This window comes from Paenibacillus sp. USHLN196 (assembly GCF_037144955.1).
Classification (GTDB): domain Bacteria; phylum Bacillota; class Bacilli; order Paenibacillales; family Paenibacillaceae; genus Paenibacillus; species Paenibacillus xylanexedens_C.
In genome coordinates this window covers 14,544-29,866 of record NZ_JBBCYH010000012.1, presented here as the reverse complement: position 1 = coordinate 29,866, position 15,323 = coordinate 14,544, and the positions used below count along the sequence as shown (strand labels likewise).

The 15,323-nt window shown below is 48.1% G+C and carries 18 protein-coding genes; 12 read left to right on the top strand and 6 right to left on the bottom strand.

Translation table 11 applies throughout. The annotated features are described in order from the left end of the window. Window positions 1–15 precede the first annotated feature (15 nt). The 3 genes from rsbW to WFI24_RS24805 all read left to right on the top strand — a co-directional run bounded on the left by rsbW (window position 16) and on the right by WFI24_RS24805 (window position 2,401). Window positions 16–468 carry an anti-sigma B factor RsbW gene (gene rsbW / locus WFI24_RS24815; protein ID WP_145325801.1) on the top strand — a complete coding sequence of 151 codons (453 nt, stop codon included), beginning with the start codon at window positions 16–18 and terminating at the stop codon, window positions 466–468. Further along, a complete protein-coding gene (locus tag WFI24_RS24810) occupies window positions 465–1,238 on the top strand; it encodes a sigma-70 family RNA polymerase sigma factor (RefSeq protein WP_145325800.1) in 774 nt (257 codons plus the stop codon). The genes rsbW and WFI24_RS24810 overlap by 4 nt, the downstream gene beginning before the upstream one ends. Window positions 1,239–1,372: 134 nt before the next feature. Next, window positions 1,373–2,401 (top strand): magnesium transporter CorA family protein, encoded by a 1,029-nt coding sequence (locus WFI24_RS24805; protein WP_442956263.1) that lies wholly within the window; start codon window positions 1,373–1,375, stop codon window positions 2,399–2,401. A gap of 17 nt (window positions 2,402–2,418) precedes the next feature. Here WFI24_RS24805 and WFI24_RS24800 read toward each other — a convergent pair whose 3' ends face one another. From WFI24_RS24800 to WFI24_RS24785, 4 genes are all read right to left on the bottom strand, one after another. Next, on the bottom strand, window positions 2,419–2,784 hold the full coding sequence (locus WFI24_RS24800; protein ID WP_336764733.1) for a DUF5665 domain-containing protein: 366 nt from the start codon (window positions 2,782–2,784) through the stop codon (window positions 2,419–2,421). A gap of 82 nt (window positions 2,785–2,866) precedes the next feature. Continuing rightward, window positions 2,867–3,274, bottom strand: coding sequence for a YtxH domain-containing protein (locus tag WFI24_RS24795; RefSeq protein WP_145325798.1), 408 nt, complete (start codon window positions 3,272–3,274; stop codon window positions 2,867–2,869). 64 nt (window positions 3,275–3,338) lie between these two features. Continuing rightward, window positions 3,339–3,596 (bottom strand): GlsB/YeaQ/YmgE family stress response membrane protein, encoded by a 258-nt coding sequence (locus WFI24_RS24790; protein WP_145325797.1) that lies wholly within the window; start codon window positions 3,594–3,596, stop codon window positions 3,339–3,341. Window positions 3,597–3,731: 135 nt separating this feature from the next. After that, entirely contained in the window at window positions 3,732–4,433 is a 702-nt protein-coding gene (locus WFI24_RS24785; protein WP_336764732.1) for a phosphatase PAP2 family protein, read from the bottom strand. 178 nt (window positions 4,434–4,611) lie between these two features. Between WFI24_RS24785 and WFI24_RS24780 the strand changes: the two genes are divergently transcribed. Both WFI24_RS24780 and WFI24_RS24775 read left to right on the top strand, forming a co-directional pair. Next, on the top strand, window positions 4,612–5,631 hold the full coding sequence (locus WFI24_RS24780) for an asparaginase (protein ID WP_336764731.1): 1,020 nt from the start codon (window positions 4,612–4,614) through the stop codon (window positions 5,629–5,631). A gap of 139 nt (window positions 5,632–5,770) precedes the next feature. Further along, window positions 5,771–6,496, top strand: coding sequence for a pirin family protein (locus WFI24_RS24775; protein ID WP_336764730.1), 726 nt, complete (start codon window positions 5,771–5,773; stop codon window positions 6,494–6,496). Window positions 6,497–6,642: 146 nt separating this feature from the next. Here WFI24_RS24775 and WFI24_RS24770 read toward each other — a convergent pair whose 3' ends face one another. Continuing rightward, a complete protein-coding gene (locus WFI24_RS24770) occupies window positions 6,643–6,867 on the bottom strand; it encodes a DUF1128 domain-containing protein (protein WP_017692283.1) in 225 nt (74 codons plus the stop codon). Between the two features lie 158 nt (window positions 6,868–7,025). Here WFI24_RS24770 and yyaC point away from each other — a divergent pair, with 158 nt between their 5' ends. The 5 genes from yyaC to WFI24_RS24745 all read left to right on the top strand — a co-directional run bounded on the left by yyaC (window position 7,026) and on the right by WFI24_RS24745 (window position 13,291). Next, window positions 7,026–7,568 carry a spore protease YyaC gene (gene yyaC, locus WFI24_RS24765; protein WP_336764729.1) on the top strand — a complete coding sequence of 181 codons (543 nt, stop codon included), beginning with the start codon at window positions 7,026–7,028 and terminating at the stop codon, window positions 7,566–7,568. Window positions 7,569–7,643: 75 nt separating this feature from the next. Continuing rightward, window positions 7,644–8,435: an alpha/beta fold hydrolase gene (locus WFI24_RS24760; protein WP_336764728.1), complete on the top strand. Its 792-nt coding sequence runs from the start codon at window positions 7,644–7,646 to the stop codon at window positions 8,433–8,435. 201 nt (window positions 8,436–8,636) lie between these two features. Next, on the top strand, window positions 8,637–9,326 hold the full coding sequence (locus WFI24_RS24755) for a DUF6483 family protein (RefSeq protein ID WP_336764727.1): 690 nt from the start codon (window positions 8,637–8,639) through the stop codon (window positions 9,324–9,326). 110 nt (window positions 9,327–9,436) lie between these two features. Then, window positions 9,437–10,678 carry a class I SAM-dependent methyltransferase gene (locus WFI24_RS24750; protein WP_336764726.1) on the top strand — a complete coding sequence of 414 codons (1,242 nt, stop codon included), beginning with the start codon at window positions 9,437–9,439 and terminating at the stop codon, window positions 10,676–10,678. A gap of 1,269 nt (window positions 10,679–11,947) precedes the next feature. Beyond that, complete coding sequence (locus tag WFI24_RS24745; RefSeq protein WP_336764725.1) at window positions 11,948–13,291, top strand: O-antigen ligase family protein; 1,344 nt, start codon at window positions 11,948–11,950, stop codon at window positions 13,289–13,291. A gap of 332 nt (window positions 13,292–13,623) precedes the next feature. On the opposite strand, the gene WFI24_RS24740 is transcribed toward WFI24_RS24745, so the two are convergent. Beyond that, window positions 13,624–13,971, bottom strand: a complete 348-nt coding sequence (locus tag WFI24_RS24740) for a dehydrogenase (RefSeq protein WP_336764724.1) — start codon at window positions 13,969–13,971, stop codon at window positions 13,624–13,626. Between the two features lie 160 nt (window positions 13,972–14,131). Here WFI24_RS24740 and WFI24_RS24735 point away from each other — a divergent pair, with 160 nt between their 5' ends. Both WFI24_RS24735 and WFI24_RS24730 read left to right on the top strand, forming a co-directional pair. Next, window positions 14,132–14,746, top strand: a complete 615-nt coding sequence (locus WFI24_RS24735; RefSeq protein ID WP_145325788.1) for a DedA family protein — start codon at window positions 14,132–14,134, stop codon at window positions 14,744–14,746. A gap of 2 nt (window positions 14,747–14,748) precedes the next feature. After that, window positions 14,749–15,318, top strand: coding sequence for a thioredoxin family protein (locus WFI24_RS24730; protein WP_145325787.1), 570 nt, complete (start codon window positions 14,749–14,751; stop codon window positions 15,316–15,318). The last annotated feature ends 5 nt before the right edge of the window (window positions 15,319–15,323 follow it).

Genomic DNA, 15,323 nt, shown 5'->3' with positions numbered 1-15,323 from the left:
AGGATCGAAAAAGGAATGAATGCAGAAGTTCAAAGAGTCACCCTTAATTTACCGGCGACAGCTGATTACGTTGATATCGTAAGACTCAATCTTTATGGAGTAGCATCCAAGATGGGATTCTCTTATGAAGACATTGAGGATATGAAAGTTGCTGTATCCGAGGCCTGTAACAACTCTGTACTGTATGCCTACTCACATGAAGGCGGCATGGTTGAAGTCGTATTTGAAGTGGATGGCGAAACATTGTCCATTACTGTTAAAGACGAAGGTGCCAGTTTCGAGAACATGAACCCTGCCGTGTCACGTGCCGGTCTTCACGACAAAGAATTGACAGAAGCTCAGATTGGCGGACTCGGGTTCTACCTGATGCAAGCCTTGATGGACGATGTCAGTGTGGAAAGTGAGGCGGGCAAAGGTACGAAAGTAGTACTCGTAAAACGTCTTGCAAGAAGTGAGGAGAAAGTATGAGTGAAAAAGTGACTCCCCCAGAGTCCATGTCTGAAGCAATAGGTTTGATCTGGGAATACCAGCAAACCCAAGATAATGAAATTGCAACAGTTCTCATCCGTAAATATGAACCGATGGTAAAGATGGCAGCAGGTAAAATTGCTCGGAATCGCCCCGATCTATACGAGGACTTGTATCAGACCGGGCAGATGGCATTGATTCGTTTGCTCAAGCAATACGATATCAACCTGGGTATCCCATTTGAACCTTATGCCATGAAGAGCATGATCGGTCATATGAAGAACTATTTGCGTGACAAATCATGGTATATTCAGGTGCCCCGGAGAATCAAGGAAAAGGGAGCACTTGTGCAGCATGCCATTGATGAGCTAACCGTGAAGCTGGAGCGCTCACCTGGTGTGAACGAGATTGCTGAATACCTTGATTTGACTGCAGAAGAGACGATTGAGGTTCTAGCTGGTCGGGAATGTTACCACTATGTGTCGCTGGATTCTCCGTTATCTCAGGATGACAGTGCAGCCACATTGGGAGAACTGATCAGTGCAGATGTAAATGACTTCGATTCAGTTGAAAAACGGATGGACTTGCAACAGGCATTGGCGCAATTGAAGGAACAGGAACAGAAGGTACTTATTCTAGCATTCCAGGATGGCCAGTCTCAGCGGGCAATTGCCCAGAAGCTTGGTGTTTCACAGATGAGTGTATCTCGGATTCAGAAGCGAGCTACAGAGAAATTGAAACAGATCATGTCCAATGCTTCAATGTTATGATAGATGAATCCCTGATGTTGTTGAGCACGGCATAGAGAAGGACACGTAATTCCATTGGAATACATACGTGTCCTTTTTGGGATTAAAAAGGTTGTATGCATGCAATAAACATATGTGCAGGAGTGGATATTGTGATTGTGGACCAAATCAAGCTGGAGGCTCGTCGCGACAATTTATCTTACTCAGATCATTGGCAGTGGTGGGATTGGGTTGCACCTGATACGGATAGCATGAAGAATGCCTTGGAGGACCTGACCGAGGCCTTTCCGGATATGCAGTATTGGCTTCATAAAATTCAGGGAGTGGAATCGAATTATTTGTCCGTCCGTTTCGTGAATGGTACTGAGCCCGTCATATTTGGCTCCTTGTTATATGCGATTAAGAATGAGAGAGATGACGTACGAAAAGATAATCAGATGTTCTTTTATGTCGATCGCACCAACCTGGTTACCTTGAATATGGATGACAACACAAGAGGCATTATGAAGACAGATGAACGTGCGAATATGTTGCAACAATGTACGGTGGCAAGGGATGGCATGTTCGTACTTTTTCGAGCTATACTGCATTACTATCATGTGGGTATGGATCATTTTGAGATGAACCTGCGTGATTTGGAACGAAAGATGGAGTCTCGTAATGCACGTACCTTGATGGACCAGATTCTCGCTGCCCGATTTGAATTATTATATTGGAGTAATCTGTTTATCCCGTACTCGGAACTCATGGCCGCTGCCCATGAAGCTTACCTGAGTGAGATAAAAGACAATCGTTACTTTCTACAGCTTCAATATCGTGTGGAACGGATGGAGCGTCTCTTTAACCATTATGAGAAAGAGATTGACACTTTAATCTCTATTGATAATGCAATCTCAGGGGTTCGTGGCAATGAGATTATGAAGACGCTAACCATAGTTACAGCTGTGTTCATACCGGCAACGGCTGCTGGAGCGATATGGGGCATGAACTTTGAGAATCTGCCTCTGATCGACAAGAGTTGGGGAGTTGTACTGGTCATCGGACTGATTATTTTTAGCATGATCAGCATGTATGTATGGCTGATGATGAAAGGATGGACAGGAGACCTGCTGAAGGTGAAGTCTTCACAGCCTTCAGCTGAAGAGATCGAGAAAAAAAGAGCAACAGAAACGCATAGGGGATAGCCTATTGGCTAGTCCTCTTAGTTTTTGTAATCTTCAATATAGCCAAGTAAGTCAGCAATGTATTGTCCAACAATCGGCATATTGACGAATTGACTGAGAATGAACGCCAGCAAACCCAGAACAACAAAGGTCCCCACGGTTAGACCGAGTCCTCGTGCCATTCCTGCTGTAAAGTTAGTAATGATCCGCTTTTTGGGACTGCTGTAATTCTCAATAATATCTTTGATCTGTGCCCTCTCCAGACTGTCCGCAATCTGGTCCAGACGGGTGTTCAGCCGCTTTACCTCATGTCTTAATTCAAAAGGGTGCTCGCTCGTATCATACTGTTGCGCAGGTGTTCCTCCCGTAACTGGAGTATTTCCGTTGATTGTAACTTTACTCATGCTCCTTTTCCTCCCATTCGCATTGGATAAAAAATAGCCAGCTGAAATGCAGCTGGCTATTGGTCACTCGATCTACATCCCCTTACAGGCTAGTCGAGTTCAGTTCTTTACGTGCATCTTCCTTCGCTTCTACGGAAGCGGCAGCCACTTCATCAGATGCACGGGATGCTTCGTTAGCCACATCAGCGGATGCTTTTCGTACAGAGTCCATGACATCATTGCGGCCTTGATTTACCGTTTTCGCAATTTCAGAAGTTTTGGAGGAGACCGTTTTAGCCAGTTCCGAGGCTTTGTCCCCTACAACGGTTGCCACTTCTTTAGTGCGGTCAGTAACCATGCCTACTTTCTCGGAAAGATCACCACGTAATTCACGTCCTGGTTTAGGTGCGAAGAGTAGAGCTGCAGCTGCTCCCAGCAAACCCCCGATGAAAATTCCTTTGGCGAAAGTCGAACCCGTCTGTACAGGATATTGTTCTTCTACTTTATTCATGTCTAATCACTCCTTCTTCAAATTAAGAAACAAATACGAAACACCGAACACCTTGTTGCCCGAATCAGGCAGCCTGTCTTAGCAGTCTGGACACAAGCCCCAGCAAGAAAACAAAGAGCGCTGTACCAATGATGGCAGGAAGAATGGCAAAGTTACCGATAACCGGTCCCCAGTTACCAAGCAAAAGTGCTCCCAGCCAAGCTCCGGCAAATCCGGCAATCATTGCACCGATGATGCCTCCAGGCATATTGTGACCGGCTAGTGCATCTCCGATCAAACCGATGATGACCGCCATCACAATGCTGATAATGATGCCCCACATAACAACCGCCTCCTTTTAAACTTGATGTAGGATGTTGTCTGTTCGCGTTTGCTTACTTCGTATATAAACGCCGTGCATGCCTGTGAAACAACAAAGATGAGGATGAACGAACTGGAAATTGGAGGAATCCATTCTTCAACTGGTGCGTTTAATGCCTTTAATCATGCAGAAGATCCATGCCAACCCTGCGGCAAACCCTGTAAATACATCTGTAGGATAATGAACGCCCAGCATGATGCGGCTGATGCCGATCAATAAAATAAAAATAATGCCGCATAGAACAGGAAGCCATAAACCAACAGAATTATTCCGTTGTCGTTCAATCGCCCAGATGACAAAGAGCATACCGTAGAAACCCATGGAGATCATCGCATGACCGCTGGGGAAACTGTATCCGTGAACGACCAGCAGATGATCCAGCTCAGGCCGGCTCCGTTTGAAAAATTCTTTCAATAACGTGTTCAGAATCCACATCACGGCAAAGCTTCCCAAGACCGTATATCCATATATAACAAACCTTGGACTGCGTTGCGTGAATAAAAGAAGAGCAAAACCTCCTGCAGCTACAGCAGAGATCTTGAATGAGCCCAGTGCAGTTATGAATGAAGTATAAGGGAACAGGTGGAGGCGTGAATCCGAATTCAAATAAAATAATTGCTGAATCCAATCATCCAGACGAATAATATCATCAGCGCCTACCCGGGCACCTAAAGCGGCCAGGATGAATACGACTGAAGCGCTAAGCGCCATACCCGCCAAACTCCAGTTGAGCAAGGTGCGTAATAACATGCCGGGAGTTGAAACGGATGAGGATGGTAGATACGAATTGCGCGGCATAGTGAGTTTCTCCTTCAGTAGTAGTAATAGATGAATGTAGATTGATATAGGTATACCCGAAATACCTGTCGAAAAAACTGTAAAAACGTCGTTTTTGTACTATACTATTTAAGATATCCCATGCGGCGTCGTGACGCAAAGCAGAGATGAATTCGGGAGCATAAAGGAGAGAACTCGCATGGAGAGTGCCTTGTTAATTAAAGAATACCGTGCAGGCGTTATGGAATCCGCCCATTACGGACACATAAGTATTACGGATGAGCAGGGTCGAATCGTATACTCGGCTGGCAATCCTCATTTTCGAGCGTTTACTCGCTCATCAGCCAAACCTTTTCAGGCCATTCCAGGCATTCGGGCAGGAATTGCCAGTCATTATGGCCTCTCAGCACAGGAGATTGCTATCATGTCTTCTTCGCATCGTTCGGAACCGGAACACATTCGGGTGCTGGAGCAGCTATCCGGTAAGATCGGGTTGGGTGAAGAGTGCTTGATCTGTGCTCCAAGCTATCCGCTTAATGAAGAAAGCCGAAATGAATGGTTACGTGGACAAGGGGAGAAACGTCGCATTTTACACAACTGTTCCGGCAAACATCTGGGAATTCTGGGATACAGTCAGATGAAACAGATGGATCTGGGCAGTTACGCTGAGCCGGATCATCCAGTGCAGCGTGAAATTCTTGAAACCTTTGCCGACCTGGCAGGCATTGAGGAGAAAGAGATTGAGCTTGGGACGGATGGCTGTGGCTTTCCGGTATTTTCTTTGCCGTTGTCAGCATTGTCGAACGCCTATCTGAAGCTCGCTTGTCCCGATCTTATCGCTGATCCTTCCACAAGAAAAGCTGTCGAGACCATCACATCGGCTATGAATGAACATCCGTTGATGGTAGGTGGCACGGAGCGTGTAGATTCAGTACTCCTGGAAGATGATAATATAGTAGCGAAAGGTGGATTCAAGGGTGTATTCGGATTCGGCCTGAAAAAGGAGCGACTGGGAATCACCTTCAAGGTACTGGATGGTTCTGAAGAAGAGTGGGCCATCATTACCCAATCCATTCTGAAACAGATTGGTTATTCCAATGAGCAAACTATTGCACGACTGGCTGAAGTCTTTCCATCGGGCATTCGTAATGATGCAGGGAACCTTGTTGGTCATACAGATAGTGAGTTCCTTCTGCACTCACTTGATGATAGCCTATAACCTTAAGAAGGGGCGTGATTAGAGTTGCCGGACCCCGGGTAAAGATGACATACCAACTGGTATTAATCTATACAATTCATATACACGCGTGGCCTGCCGCAGTAATGTGGCAGCTCTAAACCCTTGGAGGTGGATGAACATGATTAAAGTGGTGACATCGGAAGAAAGGCACACGTCGGATCGAGGTTGGATACACAGTGAATTCAGCTTTTCCTTTGCGGATTATGATGATCCGAGCAATGCCCATTTTGGCTGTTTGCTTGCGCATAATGACAACACACTGATGCCGCAAGAAGGCTTTAAGAAACATCCACATCATGATCTTGAACTTGTCAGTTATGTCATATCAGGTACGCTCAAGCATACGGACAGCATGGGAACAGAGCAATTACTTGAGCCGGGCACGGTTCAGGTTATGAGTGCAGGTACGGGAGTGGAGCATTCCGAGACCAATCCGTCAACGGATGAACCGGTACGTTTCCTCCAGATGTGGTTTTTGCCATCTGAACGTATGCTGAAACCTTCCTATACGAATCGAAGGGTAGAGGCTCAGGAACAGTTAAATCGTCTATGTCCGATTGTATCAGGACAAGGCGGCGAGGGAACCGAGGGCGCTTTGACTATTTCCCAGGATGTAACCTGCTACTTGTCCCATTTGGAATCCGGTAAGAAGTTGATGTACCCGCAGCATGAAGATCGGCGGACACATCTTTTCCTAATCAGTGGATATGTCGAGATCAATTGTTCGGATGGCAATTTCAACCTCAAGCCGGGGGATGCTGCACGAATTCGTAAAAGCTGTGATCTGCAAATCACGAGTACAGGTAGTGAACCTGCCGAATTTGTACTGGTTGACCTGCCTTAATGTTCATGTTTATCCCATAAGGATGGTTTTAACATAATTAAGTAAAAAGGGATCTGTCCTCCACATGCACGTGGAAACAGATCCCTTTTTGCTTGTCTCTAAATATGTCTTCATAGAAGTCGCAGATGACCAAAAGCAATACTGTGCTAAGATTTACGAAGATTACCCAGTTCCGAAGCGACAGCTTCCACTTCTGAGATACTGAGATGTTCCTTGCTCAAAATCATTTCATACAGGTCAAACAGATCTTCATATTTCTCGAGTGGGAATGAAGAAGCTTGCATGGCGGCACCGCTTGCCATACGAAGTTTGGTTTTGATCGCTTCAATCATATATTCCATATTGGCTGCTGTTGCTTGTGTTAAATCCATCGTTAAGTTCATCCCTTCCGTATCGGAAACTCCTGTTATTGTATCATGATTGGAAGTGCTCAGGCCAATGCTTTTGCGGGGAAACGAAGCATCGGTTACAATGATGGATACAACAACAGGGGTTAATGGAGACCTGAGTGTACTGGAGGGAATACAGCTTGGCAGCGTATAAGCGAGAAATGGTTCGCCAACAAGGAAGGGAAGTCCGTAAAGGTGTACCTGCAGGGGATCTGCTCTTATTTTTCAAAAACATTGTTCAACTTCATTCTCCAGATGAAATTACGTTTGTCTGCATCGGCACCGATCGTTCCACCGGAGATGCGCTGGGCCCACTGACAGGAAGTGTACTGCAAGAGAACGGAATGGAGAACGTGATCGGCACGATGTCTTCCCCTTGTGATGCAGATACATTGGAGAAAAAATTGGCACTTGTTCCGCCGCATCATGCCATCATAGCAATTGATGCGTGTTTGGGTCCCAAAAATGCTGTAGGTACATACTATCTCGCAAATAACCCACTCATCCCGGCTCAATCGGTTGGAGGCAAGCTGCCACCTGTCGGACAATACAGTGTAGCAGCTGTGGTCAATGCCAATGGGCCAAGGCCCTATTCCATATTGCAGATGACCTCGCTTCACTTGGTTATGGGGATGTCGAGAACGATTGCAGATGCTGCAATCGAAGCATGGAAATGGAGATAAACGTTTCATTCATGATACGCAGGCTTAATAATATACAACCTGAATTATATCATTCGCGCAGAGAGAGGGATTCATATGGAAAAAGTGATGTGTGATGGAACGACGATTTGTTATGCCGAACAAGGTAAGGGAGAAGCACTCATTTTGCTCCACGGATACTGCGGCAGTTCATCGTATTGGGATGAGGTCGTACCTGAGCTGGCACGCAGCTATCGCTGTATCGTACCTGATCTGCGTGGACACGGAAAAACAGATGCACCTGTAGGGAGTTATACCATCGAGCAGATGGGCAATGATGTATTACAGTTGATGGATGAACTAAATGTAGAGAAAGCGGTTCTCCTGGGACACTCCATGGGCGGATACATTGCGCTCTCGATCGCACAGCGCCATCCAGAACGCTTGAATGCATTTGGTCTGATTCATTCCACAGCCTATCCGGACAGTGAAGAAGCCAAGGAGAAGCGCCTTCGCGCTGTATCCACTATTCAGACCGAAGGTATCGTGCATTTTATAGATGGACTGGTTCCCGGCCTATTCGCACCAGAACATGTCGAGACATTATCTACGCAAGTAACACGTGTGAAGGAAATTGGTTACCAGACAGCACCCCAAGGTGCTGTCGGCGCTGCACTTGCTATGCGGGAACGGCCGGATCGCCGTGACGTATTGTCGGCTACCCCATTACCTGTATTGCTGGTAGCGGGAGAGAGGGATGCCGTTATCCCACCAGAACGTACATTTACAAGTGACAAGCCTCATATCGTGCAAGCCGTTATTGCTGGTGCGGGGCATATGAGTATGTACGAAGCTCCTGAAGAGTTAATTCAGGTCATTAAGCAATTCATGGCGGGATTATCGAAGTAATTTAATTTCATTAGTACCCGTACCATTCAAGTCCAACCCCTGCAACGTCCCTTTGGGACAGGCGGGGGTTTGGTGCGTTTAGGGCCATAGACGCGTATGTCTGTTTTTGGCTTTTTGTCATGGCATGAATTAAAATCATTATAAAGGGACGATGTGAGAACGAGTGAATTAACATGGTCGAACGATGAGGGGGCATACAGCATGTTCAGAAAAGATTATCTGCTCCGCATGATGGAGGAAATGACAGAGGCCATTGGCAAAGTGTTCACGCTTAAACAGCAACGTAAGCATACCGAGGCTTTGTCTGAACTGGATGAGTTGATGCGCAGGCAGTTTGGGTTGAACTTATCTTTACTGAACTCATTGCCAGCGGAGGATGTCATTGAAATGTTCCGTTTTCGCGGAGTTATCGAAGTGGACAATCTGCAGCAAGCCGCCAGGCTGATTGAAGAAGAAGCTTACATTTATCAAGAGAAGGCCAGAGTGGAAGGCATAGATGATCAGGAGAGAATGGACGCAGAGGATGACGCACTTATTCGAATGATGAGATCACTTCATTTTTACCTGTATGCATTGAATCATGGCGCTAATCCTAAGTTATTGGACGTACCGGAACGGGTGGAGGGTGTATTGGGTCTCACGAAAGAATATGAACTCCCTGCCCGAACCGTGAAAGAGCTTGCCCTGTATCGTGAGCAACAAGGACGGTACGACCAGGCAGAGAACAGTTGGTACAGATTGTTACAGCTTGGTGCTGACTTCCCGGTGAATTATCGAGCTGATGTGCAGGCGTTCTACGAAAGATTGAACCATCTGACGGATGAACAACTGGAGCAAGGTGGGCTGCCACGGAACGAAGTTGAAGAAGGGCTGGCTGAACTCAATCGCTAAGAGATGAACTCATAAAAATGAATTGGATCAAGGCTTGTTACATGCCTTCACTTGGAGAGGGGACAGAAGTGTGGTATGGTAACGGTTGACCAAACCAAACCGAAAGTGAGATGTACCCCGTGGATTCATTGCGAAAGCTTATACAAGACATCTTTGAACAGAATTCGCTGATTACAGCGACCTGGAGCCAGCTGCGCAGACGGGACAATGTCTCGTATACCAAAGTGCAAGTCAAGCCGGTGACACTGAAGAATCAGCTGCATTATCAATTTGCATTTCATTATAACAACAAAGTGCTGCACGAGAATTTGACTCCGGCTGAAGCGGCGGATCGCATGACTTTGCTATGCGAAGAGACGTTTCGTCAAGGGCTGCTCTGCACGACCGAGGCAGACTATCAAATTTTGATCAGCAAAAAATATAAAGTATCCATACTGACTAAATCTGCATCCAAGACTGCAGTGGATCTGTCGCATAATCGCAAGAAGCAATATGTATTGGAAGAGGGAGTGCCTGTCTCGTTCCTCGTTGAACTTGGTATTATGAACGAAGAAGGTCGTGTGCTGGCTCGTAAGTACGACAAGTTCAGACAGATCAACCGTTTCCTCGAAATGGTGCAGGATGTCATACCGCATCTACCCGAGGGACGTCCGCTGACCATCGTTGATTTTGGTTGTGGCAAGTCTTATCTGACATTTGCTTTATATCATTATCTGTCGGTACAGCAACGTCGTTCACTCAAGATTATTGGGTTGGACTTGAAGGCTGATGTCATCGAACATTGTAATGATTTGGCTAACAAATTACATTATGGTGACCTCAAGTTCCTGGTTGGGGACATCGCCGACTACGATGAACTCAATGAAGTGGATATGGTCGTAACGCTGCATGCTTGTGATACAGCTACTGATGCGGCTTTGGAGAAGGCAGTTCGCTGGGGCGCTTCAGTCATTCTGTCTGTGCCTTGCTGTCAGCACGAGCTGTTTGAACAGGTTGAATCTTCTGTGATGAATCCATTGTTGTCTCATGGCATCCTGAAGGAACGTTTCTCCGCACTGGCTACGGATGCGATTCGTGCCAAGCTGCTGGACCTGATGGGATACAAAACACAACTGTTAGAATTCATCGATATGGAGCATACGCCCAAAAATATATTGATTCGTGCCGTTCGTGGTCAGGCAGGCCAGATAACGGATATGTGGAATGAATATACAGCTTTCCGTGATTTCATTCATGCCGATCCATATTTGGAGCGGGCCTGTGCAGATTTGCTTCCAGGCGATGGCAAGCAGGTTAGCGAGAAATCGAGCAAAGAAGCCGTTCAAGATTCCGCAAATTGCGACCTTTGCTGAGTGTGTCAATGTCAATCCAGGGACATACTGCAATTAGGGTCTGAATGTAAACTTTAATACAGTGCATATACTTCGTAGCAAGCAACATTATAGCTGTCAGAACGATCAGACAGAAGGACCCGTGTATCGGGGACTTCTGTCTTTTTGATGTGTGTGCGGAGCGGTGAAGGGAGGTGAACGTGGATGAAACATCGGACAACAGACAAGGGAATTTTAAGAAGTAGACGAGGGCATGAGGAGAACGGGGAAATAGTGGATCATGCGTTTGACAGGACCTACCATGCAGATGGTACAAAATTTGTAGATAACAGGTACTTATGTTATGGGGATAGTGGGGACAGTACATATCATTCAAATGCAGCTATCCAGGCCGATGCGTCAGGGAGTTTTTCTCAAAGTTCGAGGTGTAAACGATATTCAGGATTAGGATGGACTGGTGCGGTTGGAATACTTTCAATTGTCTTGCTGCTCGCAGGGTGTCTGAGTCGGGGGCTGTACTATTCGGCCAATCTGTATCCTGTCATTCTGACCGCAGCAGGAAGTATGTTGATCATGTTTTTTCTTTTCCTTGTAGGTATTCGTCCACAGAAGGCGAGTGAACGAATAGTGGAGAAAACACTTCGATTTCCGGGAATGTGGCGGGTGTTATGGCCGCTGGCGATGATGATTTGTTACGCCCTACATGCATGGGCAGGCTCGGTGAGTAAACAGGGCAGTATGGATGAGATGCTGCGATGGAGCCTGCTTGCAATGTTTACTCTGCTCACCGCAATACTGGCTGCGCGTACGGATGGTGCGCGCTGGTTAGCCTGCGGTTGGCAGATAGCAGGCGGCTTGCTTGTGCTAAGCGGCATCCTGGCCGTGTGCGGGGTATTGCCGCTGCCCTTCGGGGTGATGCGGACTGCTGACCCCGAGATCAGCTCCGCCGGTGCCCGGCTCGGCGGATTATTGCAGTATCCGAATGCGTACGGTGCCGTTGTCGGCATGTACGCATTGGAGCGGCTGACGGCCGCCGCACGAGTCATAGCCCGGCCTGTTCCGGCCGGGCGACTCATCGCGGCAGTGCTGCCGCTCATGCCTGCGCAAGCCGCCCTCCTACTGAGCGAGTCGCGCGGCGCTTGGCTGGCGACCGGCTGCGCCGCGGTCGCCGCCTTCGCTTTGCAGCGGCGCGGTGCCCGCCTGCCGCTGCTGCTGGCCACAGCCGCGCCACTGGCGTGCGCGGCCTGGCTGTACCGCCAGCTGGTAGCTGCCCAGCTGGCGCCTGCGCCCGTGCCCGGCCTGCTCGCACTGGCCGGGGCATGGGCAGCTGCGCTGCTCGGCACGCTGCTGCTGTGCCGTCTATGGCACAGCGGCGCCGCCAAGGCTCCTCGCACCGCTTCCCTGACGGCCATCATGCTGGCGGGAACCACCGCCGCACTCATGGCCGTGGCCTCCACCGCCGATCGCCTTGCGGCTGGTGTCGGCACAGGGGTGTCCCGCCTGCACCTGTGGCGGGACGCCCTCCAGCTGTGGACCGAGGCCGCATGGCTTGGCCACGGGGGAGATACATGGCGCAACATGTTCCGCGCCATTCAATCCTCGCCTTATGTCGGAGGCGAGGTTCACAACGGCCTGCTCGATCTTGCCCTGGATACGGGCTTGGTCGGCATCCTTCTTGTCGCAGGGTGGTTTCTCGTCACCCTGCGAAGCATGCTTCACGTTGCACCGCAGCTCATGCCTTCCGTGCTTATTTTTGGTCTGCATGGGGCGATGGACTTTGACTGGAGTTTCACATTATTCTGGATGCTCTTCATCTGGCTCGGTGCTTGGGCAGCTGCATTAAAGACGGAAGCGATGGAAGGCAAGCGATCCGAGGTTACTGTCGAATACAGCCCATCCAGACCTCATCTCTCCGACTCTCCACCAATCCAATCCCGTCTAGTATCTTTACCGATGCGGTCCTGCTCTCATATTCTTCAGCGTTTAACTTATTGGGGAATACGGGCATCAGTAGTGATGATTATCCTGTTCTGGCTCGGTGGAACAGTCTGGCTGACCTCCCGATACGCCGTAGCAGAAGTGCAGTACCGTCAGGCGATGTCTGAATCGGATGGAACTCCCGTACAAAAGGCACATCTTATGGCTGCCTTTCAATCGAACCCGAATCGACCAGATATTATCTTATCCCTTGCACGATCTCTCAGGGGGCAAGAAGCAGAATCACTCCTTCTGAACAGCCTGTCCCATTCCCCGGTGCACCCTCAGATTTACTTCGAACTGGGACGATTGGCAGCCCAATTCGGCGAAGGACAGCAGGCAGGAGAATATTTTGAGCAAGCTATTGCATTGAATCGCTATGATGGCATTGGCCAATCCGCGGCTTTGTATTGGATGGAGCAGGCAGCGCGGCGGGAATGGGAGGCAGGATTCACGGATCGAGCCCAACAGACTGCCGTCGCTGGTATACACATGTATGAACGTTATCGGTTGTTGGTGGAGAAAGTGGAAGCAGGGGACGTTCATAATGATCGTCGTTTTGTAATGGAAGAGCATGCTCTAGATTATGGAGAGAACCTGCGCAAGCTTGCTTCCGCAACTGCTTCATCTCCTCGGTATACTCCAGAGATCTTCTAAGGAACACAAGACGTCTTATTTGGCTTTCCGCTACACTTTTTAAATTGTAAGAAACATCAGACACGTTATTTCCCAAAATCCCCTGACAAAAACGCGATAAAAGGCTGGAAATTCCGATTTAGCGTGTCTCAGATTCCTTAGATTTCTAACAGTGCTTCAAATCCTTGAATAAGACGCCTCAGATTCGTTACCGCTCGTGGGCTTGAGCATAACAAATTACTCGCGGTTTATGTTCATCCCAACTGCGGAGGTCGGCTCCACGCTCTGCTCCAACTGCAAGCCAGAGGACGACCCCGAATTGCCCTCAGAGCGAAGCTTTGCATTCTACATATTTACAGTCGATACCCGCCAAAGGCATGCTGAAATGCATCTTTTAATGGCTCAACATCCACTTCCCATAGCGCAGCGATCTCTGCACTGACATCCGTGTTCCACCACTCACATAATTTTTTGCGGTTATCGCGATTCTCCCCGATCCAGAGCAGATTCGTGATCACCTTACGGTAATAACATTCTTCCGCCTGCTTCATTCGTTCAGGGGAGACGTACACCTTCAGCCGTTTGGCTGTGCGGTACAGTTCCTTGCTGCATGCCCGGCGAATTCCCCTGGCGGAAGGAAGATTTTGACCAGATTGCGTATGTTTGACCGGTGGAGAACCGGGTATTGACTTGTGTGACATCTTCTCACGCTCCTCTCCCCATACCATATGCGAAACGCTGCAAACGGGACACTATCCCAGGCTTGTGAAGTAGCAACGTCTACAGCCCTGTGATAAAATAGGGACGAACATCCATGGTGCGGAGGGGCACCGCCAATCAGGATGGAGAAAGAGGGTTGAGATGGACTTTATTCATAACCTTGTCGGCCAATTGTTCGATTGGATTCAAAGTCTCGGATACTTTGGAATCATGCTTGGATTAATGATGGAAGTCATCCCGAGCGAAATTGTGCTGGCGTATGGAGGTTTTCTCGTTTCACAAGGTAATATCAACTTTTTCGGTGCTATGATTTTCGGAACAGTGGGCGGTGTGATTGCCCAATTATTTATTTACTGGATTGGCCGTTATGGCGGCAGACCTGTACTTGAACGCTACGGTAAATACATACTCATCCAGAAAAAACACATCGACCATTCCGAAGAGTGGTTCCGCAAGTATGGTACAGGTGTCATTTTCACGGCTCGTTTTGTCCCGGTGGTACGACATGCAATCTCCATCCCGGCTGGCATCACGAAAATGCACGCAGGCAAATTCATCTTGCTTACTACACTCGCTGTTATACCTTGGACTGCATTGTTTATATATTTAGGGATGATTCTTGGAGATCAATGGAAGCATATTGATGAGAAAGCAGCACCATATGTTATGCCTATTTTGCTGGTCGCTCTTGCCCTTATGATTGTTTATGTACTTATTAAATGGATGAATGCTCGTAAAAAGAAAGGAAGTGTCTAGTCATGGGTAAACCCAACTTGTCTCACAAATTCGGTAAAGGTCTGCCACCGAAGGATTTTATCGAGAGTATGACCAAGAACCAAAGTGAATTTCAGGCCAACTACGATAGTTTTACATGGTCGAATGAAGAGGATCGTGAGTTCTTTGAGAGCCTGAACCATCGCGACGATCTGCGTGTGTTAATTCTGGCTGCTGACTGGTGCGGGGATGTTGTCCGTAATATTCCGGTTGTGTTCCAGGCGCTTGAAATCTCAGGAATCCCAACAGAAGTTCTGATTATGGAGAACCATCCGGAAGTGATGGATGAGTTCCTGACGATGGGTGGACGCTCCGTGCCAGTCGTTATTTTCGCCGATACAGGCGGCCACGTGTTGGGTCAGTGGGGACCTCGTCCGCAGCATGTACAGGAAGTTATGATTGAATTCAAACGCCTTAATCCGGATCGTGAAGCAGCAGACTATCAAGAAAATTTAGCTGTAGCACGTCAAGAGATAGGCAAACGTTATGGGGAAGGAACGGAGTCACATGCAGTCATTATCCGTGAATTGCGTGAACTGATTTCGGGTTACTAAGCCGA

Excerpts from the sequence above, each read along its gene's own strand:
- WFI24_RS24810 (WP_145325800.1), top strand. The coding sequence starts at position 465 with ATGAGTGAAAAAGTGACTCCCCCAGAGTCCATGTCTGAAGCAATAGGT.
- WFI24_RS24735 (WP_145325788.1), top strand. The coding sequence starts at position 14,132 with ATGGACTTTATTCATAACCTTGTCGGCCAATTGTTCGATTGGATTCAA.
- WFI24_RS24750 (WP_336764726.1), top strand. The coding sequence starts at position 9,437 with ATGTACCCCGTGGATTCATTGCGAAAGCTTATACAAGACATCTTTGAA.
- rsbW (WP_145325801.1), top strand. The coding sequence starts at position 16 with ATGAATGCAGAAGTTCAAAGAGTCACCCTTAATTTACCGGCGACAGCT.
- WFI24_RS24800 (WP_336764733.1), bottom strand. The coding sequence starts at position 2,784 with ATGAGTAAAGTTACAATCAACGGAAATACTCCAGTTACGGGAGGAACA.
- WFI24_RS24775 (WP_336764730.1), top strand. The coding sequence starts at position 5,771 with ATGATTAAAGTGGTGACATCGGAAGAAAGGCACACGTCGGATCGAGGT.
- WFI24_RS24780 (WP_336764731.1), top strand. The coding sequence starts at position 4,612 with ATGGAGAGTGCCTTGTTAATTAAAGAATACCGTGCAGGCGTTATGGAA.
- WFI24_RS24755 (WP_336764727.1), top strand. The coding sequence starts at position 8,637 with ATGTTCAGAAAAGATTATCTGCTCCGCATGATGGAGGAAATGACAGAG.
- WFI24_RS24785 (WP_336764732.1), bottom strand. The coding sequence starts at position 4,433 with ATGCCGCGCAATTCGTATCTACCATCCTCATCCGTTTCAACTCCCGGC.
- WFI24_RS24760 (WP_336764728.1), top strand. The coding sequence starts at position 7,644 with ATGGAAAAAGTGATGTGTGATGGAACGACGATTTGTTATGCCGAACAA.
- WFI24_RS24740 (WP_336764724.1), bottom strand. The coding sequence starts at position 13,971 with ATGTCACACAAGTCAATACCCGGTTCTCCACCGGTCAAACATACGCAA.
- WFI24_RS24770 (WP_017692283.1), bottom strand. The coding sequence starts at position 6,867 with ATGGATTTAACACAAGCAACAGCAGCCAATATGGAATATATGATTGAA.
- WFI24_RS24790 (WP_145325797.1), bottom strand. The coding sequence starts at position 3,596 with ATGTGGGGCATCATTATCAGCATTGTGATGGCGGTCATCATCGGTTTG.
- WFI24_RS24795 (WP_145325798.1), bottom strand. The coding sequence starts at position 3,274 with ATGAATAAAGTAGAAGAACAATATCCTGTACAGACGGGTTCGACTTTC.
- WFI24_RS24730 (WP_145325787.1), top strand. The coding sequence starts at position 14,749 with ATGGGTAAACCCAACTTGTCTCACAAATTCGGTAAAGGTCTGCCACCG.